This window comes from Ralstonia sp. 25C (assembly GCF_051904805.1).
Classification (GTDB): Bacteria; Pseudomonadota; Gammaproteobacteria; order Burkholderiales; family Burkholderiaceae; genus Ralstonia.
Genome location: NZ_CP196737.1, coordinates 1,365,287 through 1,388,973 on the forward strand (window position 1 = coordinate 1,365,287; position 23,687 = coordinate 1,388,973).

General features: G+C 64.2%; 22 protein-coding genes and 1 tRNA gene. 10 read left to right on the forward strand and 13 right to left on the reverse strand.

Translation table 11 applies throughout. The annotated features are described in order from the left end of the window. Nucleotides 1-73 precede the first annotated feature (73 nt). The 5 genes from ampD to ACS7SF_RS06370 are packed head-to-tail and all read right to left on the reverse strand — an operon-like array spanning nt 74 to nt 5,640. Nucleotides 74-679, reverse strand: a complete 606-nt coding sequence (gene ampD, locus ACS7SF_RS06350) for a 1,6-anhydro-N-acetylmuramyl-L-alanine amidase AmpD (RefSeq protein ID WP_439892707.1) — start codon at nt 677-679, stop codon at nt 74-76. Then, nucleotides 672-2,339 (reverse strand): sigma-54-dependent transcriptional regulator, encoded by a 1,668-nt coding sequence (locus tag ACS7SF_RS06355; protein WP_439892199.1) that lies wholly within the window; start codon nt 2,337-2,339, stop codon nt 672-674. Before ACS7SF_RS06355 ends, ampD begins: the two co-directional genes overlap by 8 nt. A gap of 47 nt (nt 2,340-2,386) precedes the next feature. Next, nucleotides 2,387-4,429 (reverse strand): sensor histidine kinase, encoded by a 2,043-nt coding sequence (locus tag ACS7SF_RS06360; protein WP_439892200.1) that lies wholly within the window; start codon nt 4,427-4,429, stop codon nt 2,387-2,389. Further along, the gene (locus ACS7SF_RS06365; protein WP_439892201.1) at nt 4,426-4,680 is read right to left on the reverse strand and encodes a PP0621 family protein; all 255 of its coding nucleotides are present in this window, start codon (nt 4,678-4,680) and stop codon (nt 4,426-4,428) included. The genes ACS7SF_RS06360 and ACS7SF_RS06365 overlap by 4 nt, the downstream gene beginning before the upstream one ends. Nucleotides 4,681-4,731: 51 nt before the next feature. Further along, entirely contained in the window at nt 4,732-5,640 is a 909-nt protein-coding gene (locus tag ACS7SF_RS06370; RefSeq protein WP_426395078.1) for a cytochrome C assembly family protein, read from the reverse strand. A gap of 162 nt (nt 5,641-5,802) precedes the next feature. On the opposite strand from ACS7SF_RS06370, the gene ffh reads away from it, so the two are divergent. Next, on the forward strand, nt 5,803-7,215 hold the full coding sequence (gene ffh / locus ACS7SF_RS06375; RefSeq protein ID WP_439892202.1) for a signal recognition particle protein: 1,413 nt from the start codon (nt 5,803-5,805) through the stop codon (nt 7,213-7,215). Nucleotides 7,216-7,260: 45 nt separating this feature from the next. Next, nucleotides 7,261-7,812, forward strand: a complete 552-nt coding sequence (locus tag ACS7SF_RS06380) for a hypoxanthine-guanine phosphoribosyltransferase (protein WP_426395081.1) — start codon at nt 7,261-7,263, stop codon at nt 7,810-7,812. A 69-nt stretch (nt 7,813-7,881) separates the two neighbouring features. Here the strand turns inward: ACS7SF_RS06380 and ACS7SF_RS06385 are convergent, their stop codons facing one another. The 4 genes from ACS7SF_RS06385 to ACS7SF_RS06400 all read right to left on the reverse strand — a co-directional run bounded on the left by ACS7SF_RS06385 (nt 7,882) and on the right by ACS7SF_RS06400 (nt 11,946). Further along, nucleotides 7,882-8,475, reverse strand: coding sequence for a MarC family protein (locus ACS7SF_RS06385; protein WP_439892203.1), 594 nt, complete (start codon nt 8,473-8,475; stop codon nt 7,882-7,884). A 30-nt stretch (nt 8,476-8,505) separates the two neighbouring features. Then, nucleotides 8,506-9,375, reverse strand: coding sequence for a 2OG-Fe(II) oxygenase (locus ACS7SF_RS06390; RefSeq protein WP_439892204.1), 870 nt, complete (start codon nt 9,373-9,375; stop codon nt 8,506-8,508). Nucleotides 9,376-9,445: 70 nt separating this feature from the next. Beyond that, nucleotides 9,446-10,207, reverse strand: coding sequence for a lytic transglycosylase domain-containing protein (locus tag ACS7SF_RS06395; RefSeq protein ID WP_439892205.1), 762 nt, complete (start codon nt 10,205-10,207; stop codon nt 9,446-9,448). Between the two features lie 14 nt (nt 10,208-10,221). Beyond that, complete coding sequence (locus ACS7SF_RS06400; protein WP_439892206.1) at nt 10,222-11,946, reverse strand: proline--tRNA ligase; 1,725 nt, start codon at nt 11,944-11,946, stop codon at nt 10,222-10,224. Nucleotides 11,947-12,166: 220 nt separating this feature from the next. Here ACS7SF_RS06400 and ACS7SF_RS06405 point away from each other — a divergent pair, with 220 nt between their 5' ends. Next, entirely contained in the window at nt 12,167-12,886 is a 720-nt protein-coding gene (locus tag ACS7SF_RS06405; protein WP_439892207.1) for an RNA pyrophosphohydrolase, read from the forward strand. Between the two features lie 5 nt (nt 12,887-12,891). Continuing rightward, the gene (locus ACS7SF_RS06410) at nt 12,892-13,524 is read left to right on the forward strand and encodes a CNP1-like family protein (protein ID WP_439892208.1); all 633 of its coding nucleotides are present in this window, start codon (nt 12,892-12,894) and stop codon (nt 13,522-13,524) included. 95 nt (nt 13,525-13,619) lie between these two features. On the opposite strand, the gene proB is transcribed toward ACS7SF_RS06410, so the two are convergent. The 4 genes from proB to rplU form a co-directional block, all read right to left on the reverse strand. Continuing rightward, complete coding sequence (gene proB / locus ACS7SF_RS06415; RefSeq protein WP_439892708.1) at nt 13,620-14,744, reverse strand: glutamate 5-kinase; 1,125 nt, start codon at nt 14,742-14,744, stop codon at nt 13,620-13,622. Nucleotides 14,745-14,776: 32 nt separating this feature from the next. Next, the gene (gene obgE / locus ACS7SF_RS06420; protein WP_439892209.1) at nt 14,777-15,871 is read right to left on the reverse strand and encodes a GTPase ObgE; all 1,095 of its coding nucleotides are present in this window, start codon (nt 15,869-15,871) and stop codon (nt 14,777-14,779) included. Nucleotides 15,872-16,079: 208 nt separating this feature from the next. Then, entirely contained in the window at nt 16,080-16,340 is a 261-nt protein-coding gene (gene rpmA / locus ACS7SF_RS06425) for a 50S ribosomal protein L27 (RefSeq protein WP_004633021.1), read from the reverse strand. 40 nt (nt 16,341-16,380) lie between these two features. Continuing rightward, nucleotides 16,381-16,692 carry a 50S ribosomal protein L21 gene (gene rplU, locus ACS7SF_RS06430; RefSeq protein ID WP_004633023.1) on the reverse strand — a complete coding sequence of 104 codons (312 nt, stop codon included), beginning with the start codon at nt 16,690-16,692 and terminating at the stop codon, nt 16,381-16,383. 335 nt (nt 16,693-17,027) lie between these two features. On the opposite strand from rplU, the gene ispB reads away from it, so the two are divergent. The 6 genes from ispB to ACS7SF_RS06460 all read left to right on the forward strand — a co-directional run bounded on the left by ispB (nt 17,028) and on the right by ACS7SF_RS06460 (nt 23,682). Further along, nucleotides 17,028-17,957 carry an octaprenyl diphosphate synthase gene (gene ispB, locus ACS7SF_RS06435; RefSeq protein WP_439892709.1) on the forward strand — a complete coding sequence of 310 codons (930 nt, stop codon included), beginning with the start codon at nt 17,028-17,030 and terminating at the stop codon, nt 17,955-17,957. 26 nt (nt 17,958-17,983) lie between these two features. Next, nucleotides 17,984-18,060: transfer RNA gene (locus ACS7SF_RS06440), tRNA-Pro, on the forward strand. 170 nt (nt 18,061-18,230) lie between these two features. Next, nucleotides 18,231-19,505, forward strand: a complete 1,275-nt coding sequence (locus ACS7SF_RS06445; protein ID WP_439892210.1) for an HlyC/CorC family transporter — start codon at nt 18,231-18,233, stop codon at nt 19,503-19,505. Nucleotides 19,506-19,752: 247 nt separating this feature from the next. Beyond that, a complete protein-coding gene (pilB, locus tag ACS7SF_RS06450; protein ID WP_439892211.1) occupies nt 19,753-21,480 on the forward strand; it encodes a type IV-A pilus assembly ATPase PilB in 1,728 nt (575 codons plus the stop codon). 55 nt (nt 21,481-21,535) lie between these two features. Continuing rightward, entirely contained in the window at nt 21,536-22,801 is a 1,266-nt protein-coding gene (locus ACS7SF_RS06455; RefSeq protein WP_439892212.1) for a type II secretion system F family protein, read from the forward strand. Further along, nucleotides 22,801-23,682: a prepilin peptidase gene (locus tag ACS7SF_RS06460; RefSeq protein ID WP_439892213.1), complete on the forward strand. Its 882-nt coding sequence runs from the start codon at nt 22,801-22,803 to the stop codon at nt 23,680-23,682. Before ACS7SF_RS06455 ends, ACS7SF_RS06460 begins: the two co-directional genes overlap by 1 nt. The last annotated feature ends 5 nt before the right edge of the window (nt 23,683-23,687 follow it).

Below are 23,687 nucleotides of genomic sequence, written 5' to 3' on the forward strand. Positions count from 1 at the left end.
CGCAAGATCGATAGACGTCACCTCATCTGCAGTAGAGGGCCCCGTGGCCCGCACTGCACTGGTGCAATTGCCGCTATTTCAGGGCGCGCTGATAGGGGAACAGTGCCGCGCCGAAGCCACCGAGCTTACGCAGATGCGCCCAGTCGAAGCATGGGCCCGGATCGGTCTTGCGGCCGGGAGCGATGTCCGAGTGCCCGGCAATCGCGGCAATCGGATACGCCGCGCAGATGGCCCGCACGAGGGATGCCGTGGCGGCGTATTGCTCGGGGGTGAAGGACAGGTCGTCCGTGCCCTCGATCTCGATGCCGACGGAAAAATCGTTGCAGCGCGGTCGGCCGAAGAAATCCGATACGCCGGCATGCCAAGCGCGCGCGTCGCAGGGCGCGAACTGCACGCACTCTCCGGTGCGGCGAACGAAGAAATGCGCCGACACGCGCACACCGCGCAACTGATCGAAGTACGGATGCGCGTCGCAGTCGAGCGTGTTGGTGAAGAAGTCGAGCACGTTGTCCGAGCCGAAATCGGCTGCGGACTGCGCAGGCGGCAAGCTGATGTTGTGCAGCACGATCAGGTCGATCGGCATGCCGTCGGGTCGCGCGTCGATATTGGGTGACGGATGGCGCCGCATGCCATCCACCCAGCCGTCGGCACCGATGTGCAAGGGGCCCGGCTTAGGCATCGCCATTCAGGCCCTCCAGACCGTTGTTGGCGGGCTCAATGTCACGCGGATCACGGATGCCGAGCTGCTGCATGCGATAGCGCAATTGCCGGAACGACAAGCCGAGCAGCTTGGCCGCCGCCGTACGGTTGAAGCCGGTCTGATCCAGCGCCACAAGGATCACGCTGCGCTCCACGGACTCCAAATAGGCGGGCAGATCGATCGGCAATGCAACGCTTGGCAGTGGCGGCTCCAAGGGCTGCGCCGGCGGAGCTGGCTCCGCCGACAGTGCCACCGGCGGCTGCATTGGCTGCATTGGCTGCATTGGCTGCATTGGCTGCAGCGGCTGCAACGCGCCCATCGGGCTGGGCACGGAGGCCGGCATGTAAGCCGCGTCGGCCCAGCCAGCCATCGGCGATGGCGCCGCCGGGTGATGGGCGGCCGCGGCCTGCGCCTCGCGCGTGCGGTGGAACAGCGGAGAACGCTCGATCTCGGCGCCGAGTGCGCCCAGGTCATCCACGTCGATCGATTCGCCCTCGGCAAACGCATAGGCGCGCTCGAGCAAGTTCTCCAGCTCGCGCACGTTGCCAGGGAACGGGTATGCGCACAGTTGCTGCAACGCCGGGCGCGTCAGGCGCTTGGGCCGTGGATCGCCATAGCGGCTGGCGAGTTGCTCCAGCAGCACGCCGGCCAGCACGGGCACGTCTTCAGCGCGTTCGCGCAGCGTGGGCATGCGCAGCTCCAGCACGTTCAGGCGGTAGAACAAGTCCTCGCGGAAGCGGCCGGCAGCGACCAGACGCGCGAGGTTCTGGTGGCTCGCGCACACCACGCGCACATCGACCGGCTCTTCACGGCTTTCGCCGATCTTGCGTACGCGGCGCTCCTGCAGTGCGCGCAGCAGCTTCACCTGCATCGTCAGCGGCAGGTCGGCCACCTCGTCGAGCATGAGCGTGCCGCCGTTGGCCGCCTGGAAGAAGCCCTGGCGATCGCTGTCCGCGCCGGTAAAGGAGCCCTTCACGTAGCCGAAGAACTCGGCTTCCATCAGGTTCTCGGGGATCGCGCCACAGTTCACGGCCACGAACGGCCGCGATGCACGCGCCGACAACGCGTGAATCGCCCGCGCCGCACGCTCCTTGCCGCTACCGGATTCGCCACTGATGACCACCGGCGCCATGCTGCGCGCCAGTCGCATCAGCGAGCGGCGCACTTCCTGCATGGCGGCGGAGTGGCCGGGCAGCAGTTCATTGGTGCGCTCGGCCAGGTCCGAGTTACCGGGGTCCCCAGCGTCGAGACCACGCTGCTGGCGGCCCAGCGCATTGAGCACGAGGCTGCGCAACTGGTCGAGCGAGAGCGGCTTGGCGATGTAGTCGAACGCGCCAGCCTTGAGCGCTTCCACGGCGTTCTCGGCGCTGCCGTAGGCGGTGATAACGGCCACCGGCGTACGGTCGGCCGTGGCCGAGAGTTGGCGCACGAGTTCAATGCCCAGGCCATCCCCCAGGCGCATATCGGTCAGCACGAGCGCAAAGCGCTGGCGGGACAATGCCTCGCGCGCCTCGGCCAGCCCACTGGCGAGCACTACGTCGTGGCCCATGCGGCGCAGAGAAATCTCCAGCAGCTCGCGCAGGTCGGCTTCGTCATCGACAACGAGAATGGGTTCGCGAACGATGGCGGCTTTGGACATGGATCAGCGGGTCAGCAGAAGATCAGCGGAAATGCACAGCCGGCGGGTCAGTCCGCAATCGGCACGGCGTGTTGATCAAACATCAGGGTGATGACGAAGGCGCGGCGCGGCAGGGTGTCATGTGCCTCCATGGTCAACGCTCCGGTGCGATCGAGCAAGGATTCCAGCGCGATGGCGCCGTAGCGGATCTGCGCATCGTTGGCGCCGCACAACTCGCGCGCCATGTAGAGGCCCAGGCCAGTGCCTTGGGCGTCATTCGTGAAGAACGGCTCGAACAGGCTGCGCTGTTGTTCGGCGCTGACCTCGGGGCCGTCGTTCCAGATGACGAGTTCGGCGTGGGTCTCATCCAATGCATAGGCAGCCAACAGGATCGAACCCGGCACGCGGCGGCAATAGCGCAGCGCGTTGTCGAGCATGTTGCCCACCACCTGCTGCAACTGCGCCGGGTCGAACAGCACCGGCTTGTCGAGGTCCACCGCCACGCGGACGAGATTAGCGTTGATCTCGGTGCCGGCACGGCGGAGGGCCTCGGCGCGCCAGCGGTCGATCACCTCGGGCAGCACGTGGGCGAGCTCCACACGCACACGCTCGCCACGCGGGCGGCGCGAAAGCATCAGCACATCGGCGACCACCTGGTCCAGCCGGCGCACGTTGTCCCGAATGATGCGCAGCAGGCGCGTCTCCACGCCGGCGCCTTCCGGGCGCGTGGGCCCGTTGCCCTCAGTGCCGTCGCCCGGATCATCCAGCAGTTCGGCGGCCTGGCTGATCGCGGCCAGTGGGTTGCGGATCTGGTGCGCAATGCTGGCCACCAGCCGGCCCATGGACGCGAGTTTTTCCTGCTGCGCCTGCTCCGCCACACGCTCCCAGCTCTCCACGTGGATCAGCACCGTGTCGTGCAACTCGTGGCGCAGAAACGCTTCGTCATCGCTCGACCAGCCTTGCGCGGCGGTATCGGCCGAAAGTTGGCGTGGGCGTGACACTTCGCCGCTCTCTCCCGGCAACCCCAGGCCGATCGAACTGACGAGGCTGTCCAGATAGACGCTGCGCAAATTCGCCAGGCTCGGCAGGATGAAGCGCAGACGCAAGCGGGCTGGCGGCGCACGCCTGCCGCCCTGCGCGATCGGCAGCAAGTCGAGAATGCGCGGCGCATCGTCGTCGCCCGTGCCGTCTGCGGGGCGGCTCTTGCGGCGCAGCCACTGGCGCAGCGTCTCAAGCAGCGGGCGCAGGTGCGGCACGTCCTTCAGGTCGAACAGCATCGCGCCGCTGCCCACGAAGGCGTTTTGCGGCACGCCCAGCAACACAGCCGCCGCCGGGTTGGCCGCCACGACGCGGCCGTCAGCGCGCACCAGCATCACGCCGTCCTGCATGTCGTAGACCATCAGGCGGTTCACAAGCTGCTGCAGGCGCAACTCGCGCTCGCGCGCCATCGTCAGGCGCTCTTGCGCAATCTGGCGGTGCGACAAGCCGTACATCATCGACGCGGCCGTCATGTAGACGAGCCCATACAGCCCCGCCGACGCCAGCCCCGGCGCAATCACGCCGTCGCCAAGCATCTGGAGGAACGGATCGGCCAGCACCACCATCGACGCCACCGCCGCCGTGAACAGCGCAAACAGCAGACTGGTGAGCGCGCCAGCCGCCAGCACCGGCATCAACAACACCATCGCCACGCTGGCTGACAGGCGCGACAGGGCGGCATACGCCATCCCAAGGAACAGCAGATCGAGCGCAACATCCAGCCGCACCCGGAACTGGAACCGCGTGCGCCACCAGCCGGCCGCCGCCAGGATCAGCAGTGCCACCGCTAGGTAGGGCAGCGTCAGACTGAGCAGCGTCTCGCTATTGGGCAGGCCGGCTGCTTCATCGTGGCCACGCGGCACCATCACGAACAGCAGCAGCACCAGCGCCACAGCCGCACGGCTGAAGGCGAAATAGCGCAGCAGGCGCCATTGAAATTCGGGAGGATCGGGCTCCCGCCACACCGAGCGCAGCGCGCGCCACGCGTTCAAGCGGGAGAGCAGTCGGCGCGGTCCGGCGTCAGCCCTCTTGGGTGCCCCAGCCGGCGACGTGCCGGACGCATCCGGCATCACGCGCCGCCCCGGTCGGCGTGTTCGGGGCAGCGATAGCGCCCGCCAGACAGTGCCACCATGCCGGAGCGTGGCGCGTGCACCCCGCACACGGCGCATTGCTCGATGGGTTGGGATGCCTCGGGCTCAGGCGCGCGCCGCGCCGCCCCCTGCGATGCGGACTGTCCTGAGGTGCGGGACGAACGCGACCCCAGGCGGCTCAGCCACCACCAGCCGGCGAGCAGCATCAGGATCAGCAAAACAGGACGGGCCATGGAAAAACCAACAGAGGTGGCGAGATCGCCAAAAGAAACACCAAGAACGCGTTACACGCGGTGAAGGATGACTTCCAGCACGAAGCGGCTGCCCACGTAGGCCAGCAGCAGAATCGCAAACGCCGCCATCACCCAGCGCAGCGCCACGCGCCCACGCCAGCCACGGAAACGGCGCCCCAGCAGGATGCCGCCGAACATCGCCCACGACAGCACCGCAAACACATTCTTGTGATCAAAGTGGAAGGCACGGTGGAACAGGTGCTCGGAGAACAGCACGCCCGAAGCGATGGTCAGCGTGAGCAGCACGAAGCCCGCGCCGATCAGGCGGAACAGCAGTTTTTCCAGCGTCAGCAACGGCGGCAGCAAGTCGAGCCAGCGGCCAAGCCAGCCGGACTCATTCGGGCGATTGATGGTATGTAGTCGGCGCTCGGCGGCGAGCATCAGGATGGCGTGGAAAGCCGCCAGCGTGAACAGCCCATACGCGACGTTAGCGATGGCGAAGTGGAGCTTGAACAGCGGGCTGGCCGCATAGCCGAGGATCTGCGCGCCCGGAAACACCAGCGGCAGCAGACTGCCGAGCAGCGCCACCGGCATCACCAGCAGGCCCAGGCCTGCCAGCGAGAAGAACAGGCTCTCGATCCAGAAGATGCCCACACCCAGCCACAGCATGGCCGATAGCGCATAGGCAAAGCCAAACACCATGGAACTGGCTGGAAAGATGGTCTCGTGCAGCAGAAAGCCGTGGGCGGCCAGGGCCGCCAGCAGGCCCCATCGCCACCAGCCAGGGGCGGAATCCGCAGAAGCCGGGGGCGGCGGCACCAGCACCGCTGCGCCGGAAGGCTGGCCGCCCAGCATGGCACCCGCCGCGGCCGAGGCCTCGAGCCCACCGCGTCGTACCCACGCCGTCCAGGCGAGGGTGCCATAGAGAAGCGCCGTCAGCGCATACAGTACAATGACCATTTGCACAGTTTACCGCAGCGCACCCCGGTTTTGGCTGGGGCCCGTCCCCGCCGAAAGCCTCAGCGGGCGGCCAAGCGGAACGCACATTCCTAGCCGGCGCACGCCAAGCGAGCACCGGCCTCATCTTCATCCCGTCCCCAATTCCGGATCCCTGTCACTGTCATGCTGGATAATCTGACCCAACGGCTCGCGCGCGTGGTCAAGACCATGCGCGGCGAAGCGCGCCTGACCGAAGCCAATACCGCCGAGATGCTGCGCGAAGTCCGCCTGGCACTGCTCGAAGCCGACGTGGCGCTGCCGGTCGTGCGCGAGTTCATTGCCCGCGTCAAGGAAAAGGCGCTCGGCGAGGAAGTCATTACGAGCCTCTCGCCGGGACAAGCGCTGGTCGGCATCGTGCAGCGCGAGCTGACCGCCATCATCGGCGGCCAGGAAGCGCTGGAAGGCGTCGGCAACAACATCCTCGGCGGCCGCGCGGCGGAGCTGAACCTGAACGTCACGCCGCCCGCGATCATCCTGATGGCGGGTCTGCAAGGCGCGGGTAAGACCACCACGGTCGGCAAGTTGGCCAAGTGGCTCAAAGAGAACAAGAAGAAGAAAGTGCTGACGGTGTCGTGCGACGTGTATCGCCCCGCCGCTATCGCGCAGCTGAAGACCGTTTCCGAACAGGTCGGCGCTGACTTCTTCCCTTCGCAGCCGGACCAGAAACCAGTGGACATCGCCGTCGCGGCGGTCAACTGGGCCAAGAAGCACTATCACGACGTGCTGATCGTCGACACGGCCGGCCGCCTCGGTATCGACGAGGCGATGATGCAGGAGATCGCCGCGCTGCACGGCGCGCTCAAGCCGGCCGAAACGCTATTCGTGGTCGACGCGATGCTCGGCCAGGATGCCGTCAACACCGCCAAGGCGTTCAACGACACCCTGCCGCTGACCGGCGTGGTGCTGACCAAGCTCGACGGCGATGCGCGCGGTGGCGCGGCGCTGTCAGTGCGTCACATCACGGGCAAGCCGATCAAGTTTGTCGGTGTGGCCGAAAAGCTCGACGGGCTGGAGCCGTTCTACCCCGACCGCATGGCCCAGCGCATTCTGGGCATGGGCGACATCCTCGCGCTGGTGGAAGAAGCCCAGCGCGGTGTCGACATGGAAGAGGCGCAGAAGCTTGCCGCCAAGATCAAGAAGACCGGCGGCTTTGACCTGGAAGACTTCAAGGCCCAGATCGGCCAGATGAAGAAGATGGGCGGTCTGGGCAGCCTGATCGACAAGCTCCCCGCGCAGATGGCCCAGCAGGCGCAAGGTGCCAACATGGACCAGGCCGAGAAGCAGGTCCGCCGCATGGAAGGCATCATCAACAGCATGACCGCCGCCGAGCGCGCCAAGCCCGAACTGATCAAGGCCAGCCGCAAGCGTCGCATTGCCGCGGGTGCGGGTGTGCAAGTGCAGGAGGTCAACCGCCTGCTCAATCAGTTCGAGCAAATGCAGACCATGATGAAGAAGCTCAAGGGCGGCGGCATGATGAAGATGATGCGCGCCATGGGCGGGATGAAAGGTGGCATGAAAGGTTTGTTTGGTGGATAACCAACCCACGCCCTTCCCTCAAACCGTTTTCACCAGACCAACACGATGCTGAATGCAGAACAGGCCCGCGAACTCTGGGCCAACTCCGAAGAAATCGTCAGCGAAGACGCCGTGCGCGGCTCGCTGGATCGCATGGCCGCTGAGATCACCGAGAAGATCGGCGACACCTTCCCGATGGTGCTGTCCGTGATGGGCGGCGCCTGCGTGTTCACCGGCATGCTGCTGCCCAAGCTGGCCTTCCCGCTCGAGTTCGATTACATCCACCTCTCGCGCTACAACAATCAAACCGTGGGTAGCAAAGAGATGCAGTGGCGCGTGGCGCCGCGCGAGTCGGTCAAGGGCCGCACGGTGCTGGTGCTCGACGACATCCTCGACGAAGGCGAAACGATGGCCGCCATCCGCTCGCGCATCATCGACATGGGCGCCGCTGAGTTCTACTCCGCCGTGCTGTGCGAGAAGACGCTCGCCAAGGACAAGCCGCTGTACCCGGATTTCTGCGGCTTCAACGTGCCCGACCGCTACGTGTTCGGCTGCGGCATGGATGCCAAGGGCTACTGGCGCAACCTGCCGACCATCCGCGCGCTCAAGAACACCTGACGCGGCGCAGGCACAAACAAAAAGGGCGACCATCGAGTCGCCCTTTTTGTTTGTGCCTGCGCGGCCCGCTCAGAGCTGATGCGCGAAGGTGCGGATGCCCTTCAGCAACATCTCCACCGAGATCGCCACCAAGATCAGCCCCATCAGCCGCTCGAATGCCATCACCGTGCGTTCGCCCACCAGGCGCTGGATTTGCGTGGCGCTCAGCAGCACCACCGCCGACACCGCCATCGTCGCGCACAGCGAGCCGATCCACGTCCACATGCGGCCCGGCGCCTGCGAAACCAGCAGCATCACCGTCGCCATGGCAGATGGCCCGGCGATGGCCGGAATTGCCAGCGGCACGATAAAGGGCTCGCCCGTGGGTTGCGCATCGGCAGCGCCCTCGCGCGGAAAGATCATGCGCAGCGCTATCAGGAACAGCACGATGCCGCCCGCCATCTGCAAGGACAAGTCGGTCAGGCTCATCATGCGCAGAAACGCATCGCCGAAAAGCATGAAGACCAGCAAGAGCACGAACGCGATGCCGACTTCTCGCAGCACGACGCGGCTGCGTCGCTCAGGCGCCACCGGCCTCAACGCGGAAATGAAGATGGGAATGTTGCCGAGCGGATCGGTGATCAGCACCAGCAGGATCGTCGCCGAGAGGAACGTGTATTCCATGCGCGTGACCGTCGCTCAGGCGCCGCGCCCTTATTGACGCCGATACGGCCGCTCACGCAGCCACTTGGTGGCAATCCACTTCTCGCCGCGCTCCACCGGCAGGCCGGCGTGCAGCGTGTCTTCATCGAGCGAGCCATCCGGCCGCTTGTAGACGAAGAAGACGGCGTTGCCCTTGACCGGCGCCACCTCCAGCCCGAGCTTGGGAAAGCCGGTCGCGCCGCCGGCCTGCACGCTGTTCAGGTAGATGACCATGGTGGCCACGCGCTGGCCTCCGACTTCCAACTGACGCGCCTCGCCGGTACGGCCCGGGTTGAAAAAATCGAAGTGCGGCTGGTACTCGCCACCGGGCTGATAGTGCAGCACCTGGAAGCCCTCGCCATGCTCGACCGGCACGCCCACCGCCTGCGCGATACGTGCCTCGATCTTGGCGATGAGCGGATGCTCGCCTACCTGGAACATCCCACCCTGGCTCGTGCGCGCCGAGATCAGGTTCTCTTCACCGGTATCCGGGTTCACGACCGGCGAACGCTTGAGGCGATTGCGCCCGAGCGCGATCAACTGATCACACTCCTCGTCGGAGAGGAAATGCTGGAACAGCACGATGCGCGGCGTTTCCAGTGCAAACAGAATGGGGATGTCGCCATCGGCGGTATGGACGGCGTTGCTGTTCTCCACGGCTTCCTGAGCGGCCGGCACGGGAACCTGCACTGCAACTGGAACGGGCGCCGGCGCGCGGGCAGCGAGCGCCTCATCGACAACGCGGCGCGCGAAGGCGCGGTCATAGCCGGACTGCACCATCGAGGCCACCAGCGGGTCAGCCTCGAAGCCTTCGGTCACGTGACGCTGCAGCCAGTCGCGCAGCGCTTCGGACATGGTCGCGTACGGTTGGGTCGTGGACATGCGCAATGAGGAGATGCAGGCGAGCGAAAGGGATGGCCCTATTGTAGGCCGAGCGCTCCGCGGCCGACGATCAGGAACCGCCAGCCGGGCCGCCGGCAATACGCAGCGGCGAGAACGGATTGCGTGCCGGCACCTCGGGTAGCGCCTTGGCGCGCGGCGCGTTTTCTGTCGGCACCGGGGCGGACACCGTCATCGTGCTCGACTCCTGGTACTGCCAGCGCTTCCACGCCGCCAGCACCGCGTTCGGATATTGCGGCTGGCCTCGGCTGCCGTTGTAGCGGCCGAGCGCCAGGTACAAATTGCCGCCTTCCATGTCGAGGTAGTGACGCAGGATCGTGCAGCCATAGCGCAGGTTGCTCTGCAGGTGGAACAGCTTGCGGGGGTCCTTATCGCCGATGCTGCGCGTCCAGAACGGCATCACCTGCATCAGGCCCATGGCGCCCGCGCTGCTCATGGCGTACTTGCGGAAGCCGCTTTCCACCTGGATGAGACCCAGCACCAGGGCCGGATCGAGGCCCGCACGCTTGGCTTCGTAGTACGCGGTTTCGATCAGTTCCACGCGCACCGATGCCACTGGGATCTTGCTCGACATGCGCACCGACATCTCGGCCAACCAGCGCAGATAGCCGAGTTGCTCATCGTTGCTGGCGAACACCGGGCGCAGCGGGCGGCTGTCGGCCACGGCGGCGGACAACGCACTGCGCACGGAGTCCGCCAGGTACTCCTCTTTCTGCGCGCCCGCCCACGCCGGCCGTGTGCCCGCGATGCCCGCAAGCAAGGCCCCCGCGCATAGCGCAGTGGCGATCGGGCGGGGCAAGCGCAAGCGGTGCATGCAGTTCGGCTCCATTACTGCGCGAGGCGCGCCTTCAGGGTCGCCAGCACATCGGCCGGCGCCACGGCGGTGGCAGCCTCGTCGCGGCGGCCCTGGAATTCCAGCTTGCCTTCCTTCAGGCCACGGTCGCCCACCACCACACGGAATGGCACGCCGATCAGCTCCCAATCAGCGAACATCGCGCCCGGGCGTTCGCCGCGGTCGTCCAGAATGACGTCGATGCCGGCAGCCACCAGCTCTGCGTGCAGGCGATCGGCTTCCGCGCGCACGGCGTCGGAGCGGTCGTAGCCCACCGGGCAGATCACCACCTGGAACGGTGCGATCGACGCGGGCCAGATGATCCCGCGCGCATCGTAGTTCTGCTCGATGGCCGCGCCCAGAATCCGCGTAATGCCGATGCCGTAGCAGCCCATCACCATCGGCTGGGTCTTGCCGTTTTCATCGAGGAACGTGGCGTTCATCGCATCGGAATAGCGCGTGCCGAGCATGAAGACGTGGCCGACTTCGATGCCGCGGCAGATCGCCAGCGTGCCCTTGCCGTCCGGCGACGGGTCGCCCTCCACCACGTTGCGCAGGTCATAGACCTCCGGCTCGGGCAGGTCGCGGCCCCAGTTCACGCCGGTGAAGTGGTAGTCCTCTTCATTGGCGCCGACGACGAAATCGCTCATGGCCGCCACAGTGCGATCGGCCACCACCTTGATCGGCTGCTTCGTACCGATCGGGCCGAGATAGCCCGGCGGCGTGCCGAATGCGCGGAGGATTTCGCCTTCGGTCGCGAAGCGGAATTCGGCCAGCCCCGGCACCTTCGATGCCTTGACCTCGTTGAGCTCGTGATCAGCACGGATCAGCAGCATCCAGATTTGCGGCTCACCACCATCGACGTCCGTTGCCAGCACGATCGACTTGACGTTGCGTTCGAGCGGAATGCCCAGTTGCTCGGCCACCGCCTCGCATTTGGTGCGGCCCGGCGTGTGCGTCTTGGTGAATGCCTGCGTCGGCGCGGCGCGCAGCGTGGCCGGAGCCAGCGCCTCGGCGGCCTCGATATTGGCGGCGTAGTCCGAATCCGGGCAGTACACGATGGCGTCTTCGCCCGTCTCGGCAATCACGTGGAACTCGTGCGAGCCCGACCCGCCGATGGCGCCGTTATCAGCCGCCACGGCGCGGAACTGCAGACCAAAGCGCTGGAAGATGCGCGTGTAGGCGTCGTACATCTTCTGGTACGAGGCTTTCAGGCCTTCGGCGTCGCGGTCGAAGGAGTACGCGTCCTTCATGGTGAATTCGCGGCCGCGCATGATGCCGAAGCGCGGACGGCGCTCGTCACGGAACTTGGTCTGGATCTGGTAGAAATTCACCGGCATCTGCTTGTACGAGCGGATCTCGGTACGCGCGATGTCGGTCACCACCTCTTCGGAAGTCGGCTGGATGACGAGGTCGCGGTCATGGCGATCTTTCACGCGCATCATCTCGTCGCCCATCTTGTCCCAGCGACCAGTCTCTTGCCACAGCTCGGCCGGCTGCACCACCGGCATCAGCACTTCCACCGCGCCGCTGGCGTTCATTTCCTCACGCACGATCTGCTCGACCTTGCGGATCACGCGCAGACCCACGGGCATGTACGTATAGAGGCCCGCGCCGAGCTTCTTGATCATGCCGGCACGCATCATCAACTTGTGCGACACGATTTCCGCGTCGGCGGGCGCTTCCTTGAGCGTGGAAATGAAGAACTGGGACGCTTTCATGCGACTGACAATAAGAGATGGCGCGGCCAACCAAAGCCGCGAAAACAAGGGCAAAAGCCACCGGAATCAGGAGATGAGACGAGGCGCCAGACGCACATTCACGCCGTCGGCACCCTTCCCCCAGGAGGCGCGAGTGAGCGGCAACATTTCGGCTTCTGTGACAGCCGAGCGACAGGCCGCTCTATAATCGGCGTAATTCTAAAGTATTCGAGGTGCAGTCATGCTCGATCGTGAAGGCTTCCGCCCGAACGTCGGCATCATCCTCATCAACGCAAGAAACGAGGTGTTCTGGGGCAAGCGCATTGGCGAGCACTCCTGGCAGTTTCCACAAGGCGGCATCAAGTACGGTGAGACACCCGAACAAGCGATGTTCCGCGAACTGCACGAAGAAGTCGGCCTGTTGCCAGAACACGTCCGGATCGTCGGTCGCACACGCGACTGGCTGCGGTATGAGGTGCCGGACAAGTTCATCCGCCGCGAGATACGCGGCCACTATCGGGGCCAGAAACAGATCTGGTTCCTGCTGCGCATGGTCGGTCGCGATTGCGACATTCAGTTGCGCGCCACCGAGCATCCGGAGTTCGATGCCTGGCGGTGGAGCCAGTACTGGGTGCCGCTCGAGGCCGTGATTGAGTTCAAGCGCGAGGTGTACCAACTGGCGCTGTCGGAACTCTCGCGCTTCGTGCAGCGGCAGAGTCGTGCGCCGCTCTCGCCGTATGGACGGGTCGGGCAACACCGCGAACGCGATGGGCGCGACAATCGCGACGGCCGTGAACGTTCCGGCGGCCAAGGCGGTCGGAGCGAGCAGCATGCGCGCGAACCGCACGCCCAGCCGACCCTGACCGTCACCACTACGACGGTCATCGTCGAAACGGTGAGCGTGTCCGCGCCGGCCTCCTCTTCCAACCCTGACGACACAAGTCCCAAGGACAATTCGTGACTCTGATGACGACGACACGTGGAGCGCGCCGCGCTCTCGTGCCGCTCGCGCTGGCGGCTGCGCTGGCGTTGACGGCATGTGGCCACAACCGCACCGGCGACCTCGAAGACAAGCTGTTGATGGACCCGTTCAACGACAAGCCCTTCAAGGAAGACGCTGTCACCTTCCCCGCCCCGCCAGTCGATCGTGATGCCGTGCCGTTCGACGTAGGCGGCCGCAATGATTCGCCGCTGCGCTTCGCCATCGATCCGAAATCGGTGTCGATCGGCACGGACAATGTGGTGCGCTACACCGTGCTGATCACCAGCAAGACCGGCGCGCGCAACGTCAATTACGAAGGTCTGCGTTGCGACACCGCCGAGCGCCGCATCTACGCCACACTGCGCAACGACACCAACCAATGGATCGGCAACCGCGCGGTGGACATGAACGAAACCGCGAATACCGAATCCGCCAGTATGAACGCCTACAAGGCCGCCACCGATTGGCAGCGTGTCGGCAATGGTGGTCCGACCGACTACGCCTCGGCGCTGATGCGGTCGTATTTCTGTGACGTGCGGTCGGTGGCGGGGGACGGCAAGGCGTCTACGCTCGTACGGCGACTGGGCGGCCAGGGCGGACGGTATTACGGGCCCTGAGGGTCAGAAATACGGCGCTCCATACGCGCTGCAAACACAAAGGCCAACCTCGCGGGGTTGGCCTTTTGTTTTTGACGCTCAATTGAGGGGCTGAATCAGAGCAGCACAAGGTTATCCCGGTGCACCAACTCCGCAGCACTGACGTAGCCAAGCACAGTCTCGATCTCAGACGATGCTTTGCGCGCAATCAGTCGAGCCTCGGCCGACGAATAGTTCGTCAGCCCGCGCGCCACTTCGCGCCCTGCAGCGTCCACGCAGGAAATCACCTCGCCGCGCGCAAACTCGCCCTGCACTTCCGTCACGCCGATCGGCAGCAAGGATTTGCCGCCAGCGGTGAGCTTCTCCACTGCCCCGGCATCGAGTACAACGCGCCCGCGCAGTTGCAGGTGGTCGATCATCCATTGCTTGCGCGCCGCCATGCGGCCGGTTTGCGCGCGCAACTGCGTGCCGATGGCCTCGCCACCAGCTAGCCGCGCCAGCACGTTGTCTTCCCGGCCGGAAGCAATGATGGTGTGCGCGCCGGACTTGGCCGCGCGCTTGGCGGCCAGAATCTTCGTCAGCATGCCACCCTTGCCGATGCTCGAACCGGCGCCTCCGGCCATCTGCTCCAAGTCAGGCGTGCCAGCCTGCGCTTCGTCGACGAAACGCGCGTTCGGGTCCTTGCGCGGGTCGGCGGTGTACAAGCCGCGCTGGTCCGTCAGGATGATCAGCGCATCGCCTTCGATCAGGTTGGTGACGAGCGCGCCGAGCGTGTCGTTATCACCGAACTTGATTTCGTCGGTGACGACGGTGTCGTTCTCGTTGATGATCGGCACCACACCGAGGCTCAGCAGCGTGAGCAGCGTGGACCGCGCATTGAGGTAGCGCTCGCGATCCGCCAAATCGCCGTGCGTGAGCAGCACCTGCGCCGTGCGGATGCTGTGTCGCGCGAACTCGGATTCGTACACCTGCGCCAGCCCCATCTGCCCGACGGCGGCGGCAGCCTGCAGTTCGTGGATTTCCTTCGGACGCTTGGCCCAGCCGAGGCGCTGCATGCCCTCAGCAATCGCGCCGGAACTGACCAGCACGACTTCCTTGCCGGCCGCGCGCAACGCCGCAATCTGCGCAGCCCAGCGCGCGATCGCGGCTTGGTCGAGACCGCGCCCGTCATTGGTAACCAGACTGGAACCGACCTTGACGACAAGGCGGCGCGCATCGGCAATCAGCGAATGCAGGGCCATGGTGGGCATGTCTCCAAAGGATGTTGTTGTCGTTAGGCTTGATTGTCGTGATCGACGTTGTGCAGGGTCGGGTCCAGACGCTGGTCGGGCGCAGCCGCCGCGGCGTCTTCTTCGGCACGCAGTTCGTCGAGGTATTCCTGAATCGCGTGGACCAGCGCCTGCGTACCGTCGTGCGTGAGCGCCGAAATACGGTGCACTGGGCCCTTCCACTTGAAGCGCTTCACGAAGTCCTTCACGCGCGCTTCGCGTTCGTCCTCGGGCACCATGTCGAGCTTGTTGAGCACCAGCCAGCGCGGCTTGTCGAACAGCTCGGCATCGTACTTCTTCAGCTCGCCGACGATGGCCTTGGCCTCGGCCACCGGGTCGACGCTCTCATCGAACGGGGCGAGATCCACCACGTGCAGCAGCACGCGCGTGCGTTGCAGGTGGCGCAGGAACTGATGGCCTAGGCCAGCGCCTTCGGCAGCACCTTCAATCAGGCCGGGAATGTCGGCCACGACGAACGACTTCGACGGACCCGTGCGCACCACACCCAGGTTCGGATGCAGCGTCGTGAACGGATAGTCGGCGATCTTCGGGCGCGCGTTCGAGATGGCGGTAATCAGCGTCGACTTGCCGGCGTTCGGCATGCCCAACAGGCCCACATCCGCCAGCACCTTCAACTCCAGACGGAGGTTGCGGCGCTCGCCGGGCTTGCCGTCGGTCTTCTGACGCGGCGCGCGGTTGGTACTCGACTTGAAGTGGATGTTGCCCCAGCCGCCTTCGCCGCCCTGCGCCAGGCACAGGCGCTGGCCGTCGAGCGTCAGGTCAGCGATCAGCTCTTCCGTGTCGGCGTCGTAGATGGCGGTCCCCACCGGCATGCGCAGGGTGATGTCTTCACCGGCAGCGCCGTAGCAATCCGCGCCGCGGCCGTTTTCGCCGTTGCGGGCGAGGTGCTTCTTGGCGAAGCGGTAGTCGATCAGCGTGTTGATGTTGCGGTCGGCCACAGCCCATACGCTGCCGCCGCGCCCGCCGTCGCCGCCGTCCGGGCCGCCGAACGGGACGAATTTCTCGCGGCGCATCGAGGCGCTGCCGTTGCCGCCGTCACCAGCGATCACTTCAATCCGGGCTTCGTCGATGAACTTCATGGAGGTCTCCGCCCGTGCGGCGTGCGCACGGCAGGTAAAAAAAGAATCGGCGCTGCTGCGCCATCGCTAACAGAACGCGCCTGAAGATTGCGCTGGAAGCATGCGCGAAAAACCAGCGCACCGTCCAATATCAGGCATCGCGTTTTGTTAGCGGCCAGAAACGAAAAAGCCCCGCACGGGTGCGGGGCCTTAGCACTACAAGGCTGAATTAGGCCGCCGGAACAACGTCGACGAACTGCTTCTTGCCTTCGCCGCGGTTGGCGAACTTCACGTGGCCATCGACCAGCGCGAAGAGGGTGTGGTCCTTGCCCATACCCACGTTCACGCCAGCGTGCGTGCGGGTACCGCGTTGGCGAACGATGATGCCGCCAGCGTTGATGGCTTGGCCACCGTACACCTTAACGCCCAGGCGCTTCGACTCGGAATCGCGGCCGTTCCGTGTGGAACCGCCGCCTTTTTTCTGTGCCATGACTGAACTCCTATCCGGTTACGTAATTGACGACGCAGCCTTAGGCCACGATCGAGTCGATACGCAACTCGGTGTAATTTTGACGATGCCCTTGGCGCTTTTGATAGTGCTTACGACGGCGCATCTTGAAGATGTGCACTTTGTCGTGACGACCGTGGGAGATGACGGTGGCTTTGACGGCAGCACCGCTCACCAGAGGCGCACCAACCTTGAGTTGGTCGCCAGCGCCCACTGCGAGCACCTGGTCAAGCGTGATTTCTGCGCCAACGTCCGCCGGTATCTGTTCTACTTTCAGTTTTTCGCCAGCAGCAACCTTGTATTGCTTACCGCCGGTTTTTACGACCGCGTACATTGTCGGACCTCGATAAAAGAACTAAAACGTGACTCTTGCGCCGCTTGCCACCCGCTTACGCGAACAACGGGCACAGAGAACTCGCAACTATACAAGAAAAACCCAAGCAAATCAAAGGCTAAAGCCCAACATCCACGTCAACGCCGCGCAACGGCCTGCGGCGCCGCTCCCGCCCCGCCGACACACCGGGCAAACCACCTGCTTGCTCTATAATCTCGCGGTTTTTGCGCCGCATCGAGCGCGCGCAAGCCAACCATCCGTCACACCGCCTTTCGCCGGAACCCGCCTTGACCCAGACCTCCGCCTCCGTCCTGCTCGCCCCCGTCGCTGAAGACATGCGCGCCGTCGATGCTGTGATCCGCCGCCGCCTCGGCTCGGAGGTGGTGCTGATCAACCAGATCGGCGAATACATCATCAGCGCCGGCGGTAAGCGCCTGCGTCCGGTGATCCTGCTGCTGGTCGCGAACGCGCTCGGCTACAAAGGCGAGCATCACCACGAACTCGCTGCCGTGGTCGAGTTCATCCACACCGCCACCCTGCTGCACGACGACGTGGTCGACGAATCCGACCTACGCCGTGGCCGCAAGACCGCCAATGCGGTGTTCGGTAATGCCGCGAGCGTGCTGGTGGGCGACTTCCTGTATTCGCGTGCCTTCCAGATGATGGTGCAGGCCAACAGCATGCGCATCATGCAGATCCTGGCAGACGCGACCAACATCATTTCCGAGGGCGAGGTTCTGCAACTGCTGAACATGCACGACCCGGACGTGACGGAAGAGCGCTACCTGCAGGTGATCCGCTACAAGACCGCCAAGCTGTTCGAGGCTGCCGCGCAAATCGGCGCGGTGCTCTCGGGCGCGGATGCCGCCACCGAAGAAGCCGCTGCTGAATACGGCCGCCGCATCGGCACTGCCTTCCAGATCGTCGACGACCTGCTCGACTACACCGCCACCGCCGACCAGATGGGCAAGAACGCCGGCGACGATCTGCGCGAAGGCAAGCCGACGCTGCCACTCATCTACTTGCTGCGCAACGGCACGGAAGAACAGCGCACGCTGGTGCGCGAGGCCATTGAACAAGGCGGCACCGAACATTTCGACGCGATCTTCGCGGCCATCCAGGCTTCGGGCGCGCTCGAGTACACGCGCCAAGCCGCAGAGCGCGAAGCCGCCGCTGCCGAAACCGCAGCAAATGCATTACCCCCTTCCCTTTTCCGTCAGACGCTGATAGACTTGTGTGCTTTCTCGCTGCAACGTCAGTCCTGACCAGCGCGAGATCTGCAAAGAAGCATCGGGGTGTAGCTTAGCCTGGTAGAGCGCTACGTTCGGGACGTAGAGGCCGGAGGTTCGAATCCTCTCACCCCGACCAGAAATTCCCTTGTCGATCAAGGACATCAAGCCCAGCAATTGCTGGGCTTTTTTGTTTCCGGACGCCTATCTGAGGTGGATTTGCAGCCCAGGCTTACGCCACGGCCAGCCGCATCGGCGCGACAAACCCCTCTGTTATAGTGGGCGCTTCGCCTCCCCTGTTCTCCCGCCTTGGACTCTTGGCCGCTCTGGGCACAAATCGGCGCCGTCGCGCTGCTGTTGTGCTGCTCCGCCTTCTTCTCGATTTCCGAAACCGCGATGATGGCGCTCAACCGCCATCGCCTGCGCCATCTCGCCAAGTCCAACGTCTCGGGCGCGCGCAATACGCAGCAACTGCTCGGCCAGACCGACAAGCTGCTGTCGCTCATCCTGATCGGTAACAACCTCATCAACACCGCCGTGCCGGTGCTGACCACGACCCTGGCGATCCACTATTTCGGCAACAACGGGACCACGCTGTCCATTGCCACGGCCTTCGTTGCGTTTCTCATCATCGTGTTCGCCGAGATCGCCCCGAAGATTGTGGGCGCGACCTATCCCGAGCGCGTCGCCTTTCCGGCCAGCTTCATCATCAAGCCGTTGCTGACCATCTCGACGCCGCTGGTAACCGTGGTCAATGCGTTCGCCATGGGCGTGCTGCGGCTGGTGCGCATCAATACGAAGGCGGCGCCGGAGCAACGGATGTCGACCGAGGAACTGCGCACGCTGGTACTGGAGTCAGGCAATTTCATCCCGCACAAGCACCGCAGCATCCTGCTCAACCTGTTCGACCTGGATGCCATCACCGTGGACGATGTGATGACGCCGCGCGCCCGGGTGGAATCGCTCGATCTATCGCGTCCGATTGAAGAGGTGATCCAGCAGCTCGAGACCTGTTATCACAACAAGCTGCCGGTGTTCGAGCAGGACAGCGATCAGGTGATCGGCATCCTGCATGTGCGCAAAGCACTGTCGCTGCTGGGGCATACCGAGCTCACGCATGACGATTTCCGCAATCTGCTGGCCGAACCGTACTTCGTGCCAAGCGGCACGCCGGTCTTCCGCCAACTACAGTACTTTCAGGAGAACCGCCGACGCCTGGGCCTGATCGTCAACGAATACGGCGACATGCTGGGGCTGGTAACGCTGGAAGACATCATCGAAGAGATGATCGGCGAGTTCACCACCACGCTGCCCAATGCCGGCAAGCTGGCGTGGGATGCCGAGGGCACCTATCTGGCGGACGCTGGCATGTCCCTGCGCGACTTGAACCGGCGCCTGGGCCTGCATTTGCCGACTGACGGTCCCAAGACGCTCAACGGGCTGGTACTGGAAGTGCTGGAAGAAATTCCGGAAGCGACCGTCAGCGTACGGGTGGCCGGGTGCGTGATGGACATCGTGCAGATGGACAACCAATCCATCCGTACCGTGCGGCTGCACCGGCCAGCGGCGGGAAAGCGTAGTTAAGGCCACACTGGCGGCGAAAAGCTTCAGCTCAGGCGGTTTTCTGCCGATGTGGCACAAATGCAAGCTGCGCTTTGATGTGCGCTTTACAAATGCAGGGGCGGTCGGCAAACTGCCCCGATTCCGGCCGCCACCCCCCACGAATGGGTGGGGCCAGCAACAACACATAAAACAACTCGCCTTGGGGGGCGGGCGCGCATTGGAGCCAGTGGGGCCGGGTGCGCGCTGAAATGGTCAGTCAGATAGGCTCATGACACTTGGACTCGCTCTAGCACAGAGCCGGCGGATCGCGCCGACGTTGCTCACCCAGCTCGAACAGAGCGCGCGCGAAAAGCGCACGCAATTGATCGACGAATTGGTGGGCAGCGGCATCATGAGCGCGCACGATCTGGCGGTCTTCGTGGCTGGCAAGTACCAGATGCCGCTGCTGGACCTGGCCCAATACAAGCTCGACACCGTGCCGGCGGTCCTGGCCGCCAACAAGCATTTCGCCCAGCTGCGCCTGCTGCCGCTGGGCCGGCGCGATAACCGCCTCATTCTGGCCACGTCCGACCCGAGCGATCCGAAGCCGATCGAAGAGTTGCGCCAGAAGATGAACGTGGCGATCGAAACGGTCATCGTCGAACACGACAAACTGGTGCGCCAGTTGAGCCTCGCCAACGAGGCACCGGCCGAGATCAAGTCGCTCTTCCCTGTACAGGAAGCCAAGCAGATCGAGTATGACGCGGGCGCCGCTGCCGCCACGCGCCGCACCACCACCGACGGCATCGACGATGCCCCGGTGGTGCGCTTCCTGCAGAAGCTCTTTACCGAAGCCTTGCTGCGCGGCGCCTCCGACTTGCACTTCGAGCCGTTTGAAACGTTTTACCGCGTGCGCTTCCGCATCGACGGCATCCTGGCCCAGGTTGCGCAGCCGCCGCTGGATATCCGCGACAAGATCGCCACCCGTATCAAGGTGCTCTCGCGCCTGGACATCTCGGAAAAGCGCGTACCGCAAGACGGCCGCATGAAGCTGTTGATCACCGTTCCGAAAGACAAGAAGGACAAGGACAACAAGGAGACGATCGAGCGCGCCATCGACTTCCGGGTGTCGACGCTGCCGACGCTGTTCGGCGAGAAGATCGTGATCCGGATTCTGGAGTCGTCCACCGAACGGCTCGACATCGACCAGCTCGGCTATGAGCCGGAGCAGAAGCAGTTGCTTGAGGACGTGATCAAGCGCCCGTACGGCATGGTGCTGGTGACGGGCCCGACCGGCTCGGGCAAGACGGTGTCGCTGTACACCTTCCTGAACAAGCTCAATACGGGCGACATCAACATTTCCACGGCCGAAGACCCGGCAGAAATCCAGTTGCCCGGTATCAACCAGGTCAACGTGAACGACAAGGCGGGGCTGACCTTTGCGGCGGCACTCAAATCGTTCCTGCGGCAGGATCCGGACATCATCATGGTCGGCGAAATCCGGGATCTGGAAACAGCGGATATTTCGATCAAGGCCGCGCAGACGGGTCACTTGGTGTTCTCCACGCTGCACACCAACGATGCACCAACCACGTTGACCCGCCTCATGAACATGGGCGTGGCACCGTTCAACATTGCGTCGTCGGTGCTGATGATCACGGCGCAGCGTCTGGCGCGCCGGCTGTGCAAGGACTGCAAGAAACCGGGGCCGCTGCCCAAGGAAACGCTGGTCGACGCAGGCTTTACGGAAGCCGACCTCGACGGTTCCTGGCAGCCGTACCATCCGGTCGGCTGCGAAACCTGCAACGGCAGCGGCTACAAGGGCCGGGTCGGTATCTACCAGGTCATGCCGATCACCGAGGCGATCCAGGAGATCATTCTGACGCACGGCACTGCGCTGCAGATCGCTGAGCAGGCACGCAAAGAGGGCGTGCTGTCGCTGCGTGAAGCGGGCCTGAAGAAAGTCAAGCTGGGGCTGACTTCCCTTGAGGAAGTGCTGGCCACCACAAACCAATAAGCGACCAATAACCTTCTCGATCAATCGTTCCCATACCGGGGGGTAGGAACCAACCATGGCCACACGAGCACCCGCCGCAAACCGCGCGGCCGCCGCGCCGACACGTAAGACTGCCAAGACAAAGGCACCCACGCAGTACATCTTCGAGTGGGAAGGCAAGGACCGCAAAGGCAAGATCTTCAAGGGCGAGATGCGCGCGGAGAGCATCACCGAGGTGAATGCTGTCCTGCGTAAGCAAGGTCTGTCGATCACCAAGTCCAAGCGCCGGCGCGCGGCCCGCGGCAAGAAGATCGTGCCGAAGGACGTCGCCTACTTCACGCGCCAACTGTTGACCATGCTCAAGGCCGGCGTGCCGCTGCTGCAGTCGATCGACATCATCGCGAAAGGTCACGCCAACCCTAACTTCACGCAGTTGCTGACGGAAATCCGCGTCGACATCGAGTCGGGCAGCAGCATGGCGCAGGCGTTCCGTCGTCACCCGCAATACTTCGACACGCTGTATTGCAACCTGATCGACGCTGGCGAACAGGGCGGTATTCTTGACGCGCTGCTCGAGCGCCTGTCGCTGTACATGGAAAAGTCGATCGCGCTGAAGGCGCAGATCAAGTCAGCCATGATCTACCCGATCTCGGTGCTGTCGGTGGCTTTCATCGTGACGGTGGTGCTGATGGTCTTTGTGGTGCCCTCGTTCAAAAGCGTGTTCTCCAGCTTTGGCGCCACACTTCCCGCTCCGACATTGTTCGTGATGGGCATCTCGGATTTCTTTGTGCAGTGGTGGTACATCATCGTCTTTGCGCCCATCATTGGCATTACGCTGTTCGCCCGGGCGTTTAAGCGCTCCGAGAACGTGCAGCGCTCCACACATCGCTGGATTCTTCGGATCCCCATCTTCGGCGACATCATCCGCAAGGCAACCATCGCCCGCTGGACGCGTACGCTGGCGACGATGTTCGCGGCCGGCACGCCGTTGGTGGAATCGATGGAATCCGTCGCAGGTGCGGCAGGCAATTGGGTCTACCACGACGCCACCCTGGAAATTCAGCAGGCCGTGCGCATCGGTACCAGCCTGACTAACGCGATGCAAGCCACACACGTGTTCGACAACATGGTGCTGCAGATGGCGCAGATCGGCGAGGAATCCGGCGCGTTGGACAACATGCTACTCAAGGTGGCCGAGTTCTACGAGCGCGAAGTGGACGATGCCGTGGCGAACATCTCCACCTTGATCGAGCCGCTCATCATCGTGATTCTGGGCGTGTTGATCGGCGGCATGGTGGTGGCAATGTATCTGCCGATCTTCAAGCTGGGCCAGGTGGTTTAATGCCAGAGATGTTCGTCATTCCCACGCTGGCATTCTTGCCAGCGTGGTTTGTGATCGGAGCCGGCGGGCTGGTTGGCCTGCTCGTCGGCAGCTTCCTCAACGTGGTGATCCACCGGCTGCCCCGGATGATCGAGCGCGACGAAGCGAACTACATTGCCGAGCTGCGCGAAGAGCCGCTACCCCACCCCGACACCTACAACCTGGTCGTACCCCGCTCGGCATGTCCGTCGTGCGGCCATCGGATCAAGGCGGTAGAGAACATCCCCGTCTTGAGCTGGCTTGTGCTGCGCGGTCGCTGCAGTGCGTGCAAGACGCCGATTTCTTGGCGTTACCCCGCCGTGGAACTGGTGACGGGCGTGCTGACCGCCGCTTGCCTGTGGCACTTCGGCCCGACGTGGGTGGCCGTCGCCTCGGCGGTGCTGCTGTGGTTCCTGGTCGCCGGCACGATGATCGACGCCGACACCCAATTGCTGCCCGACGCCATCACCCAGCCCCTGCTCTGGCTCGGCCTGGGCGTGAACCTGTTTGGCATGTTCGCGCATCTGCAGGACGCGGTGATCGGCGCGATGGCGGGTTACCTCTTCCTCTGGTCCATCTATTGGGCCTACAAGCTGCTGCGCGGCCGCGAAGGCATGGGCTATGGCGACTTCAAACTGATGGCCGCGCTCGGTGCGTGGTTTGGCTGGCAAGCGCTGCCGCTGCTCGTGCTGCTGTCATCGGTGGTGGGGTTGGTGTTTGGCCTCGTGCGCATCGCGCGCGGCGCGAAAAGCGAATCGCCGTTCTCGTTCGGGCCCTTCATTGCCGGCGCGGGCGTCATCGCGCTGCTGGCCGGCCCGCAACTCGTCGTGCTGACGGGGTTGGGCCCCGTGCTGGCGCCCTAAGGATG

Coding starts and splice junctions, on each gene's coding strand:
- ampD (WP_439892707.1), bottom strand. CDS start 679: ATGCCTAAGCCGGGCCCCTTGCACATCGGTGCCGACGGCTGGGTGGAT.
- ACS7SF_RS06355 (WP_439892199.1), bottom strand. CDS start 2,339: ATGTCCAAAGCCGCCATCGTTCGCGAACCCATTCTCGTTGTCGATGAC.
- ACS7SF_RS06365 (WP_439892201.1), bottom strand. CDS start 4,680: ATGGCCCGTCCTGTTTTGCTGATCCTGATGCTGCTCGCCGGCTGGTGG.
- ACS7SF_RS06370 (WP_426395078.1), bottom strand. CDS start 5,640: ATGGTCATTGTACTGTATGCGCTGACGGCGCTTCTCTATGGCACCCTC.
- ffh (WP_439892202.1), top strand. CDS start 5,803: ATGCTGGATAATCTGACCCAACGGCTCGCGCGCGTGGTCAAGACCATG.
- ACS7SF_RS06380 (WP_426395081.1), top strand. CDS start 7,261: ATGCTGAATGCAGAACAGGCCCGCGAACTCTGGGCCAACTCCGAAGAA.
- ACS7SF_RS06385 (WP_439892203.1), bottom strand. CDS start 8,475: ATGGAATACACGTTCCTCTCGGCGACGATCCTGCTGGTGCTGATCACC.
- ACS7SF_RS06390 (WP_439892204.1), bottom strand. CDS start 9,375: ATGTCCACGACCCAACCGTACGCGACCATGTCCGAAGCGCTGCGCGAC.
- ACS7SF_RS06395 (WP_439892205.1), bottom strand. CDS start 10,207: ATGCACCGCTTGCGCTTGCCCCGCCCGATCGCCACTGCGCTATGCGCG.
- ACS7SF_RS06400 (WP_439892206.1), bottom strand. CDS start 11,946: ATGAAAGCGTCCCAGTTCTTCATTTCCACGCTCAAGGAAGCGCCCGCC.
- ACS7SF_RS06405 (WP_439892207.1), top strand. CDS start 12,167: ATGCTCGATCGTGAAGGCTTCCGCCCGAACGTCGGCATCATCCTCATC.
- ACS7SF_RS06410 (WP_439892208.1), top strand. CDS start 12,892: ATGACGACGACACGTGGAGCGCGCCGCGCTCTCGTGCCGCTCGCGCTG.
- proB (WP_439892708.1), bottom strand. CDS start 14,744: ATGGCCCTGCATTCGCTGATTGCCGATGCGCGCCGCCTTGTCGTCAAG.
- obgE (WP_439892209.1), bottom strand. CDS start 15,871: ATGAAGTTCATCGACGAAGCCCGGATTGAAGTGATCGCTGGTGACGGC.
- rpmA (WP_004633021.1), bottom strand. CDS start 16,340: ATGGCACAGAAAAAAGGCGGCGGTTCCACACGGAACGGCCGCGATTCC.
- rplU (WP_004633023.1), bottom strand. CDS start 16,692: ATGTACGCGGTCGTAAAAACCGGCGGTAAGCAATACAAGGTTGCTGCT.
- ispB (WP_439892709.1), top strand. CDS start 17,028: ATGCGCGCCGTCGATGCTGTGATCCGCCGCCGCCTCGGCTCGGAGGTG.
- pilB (WP_439892211.1), top strand. CDS start 19,753: ATGACACTTGGACTCGCTCTAGCACAGAGCCGGCGGATCGCGCCGACG.
- ACS7SF_RS06455 (WP_439892212.1), top strand. CDS start 21,536: ATGGCCACACGAGCACCCGCCGCAAACCGCGCGGCCGCCGCGCCGACA.
- ACS7SF_RS06460 (WP_439892213.1), top strand. CDS start 22,801: ATGCCAGAGATGTTCGTCATTCCCACGCTGGCATTCTTGCCAGCGTGG.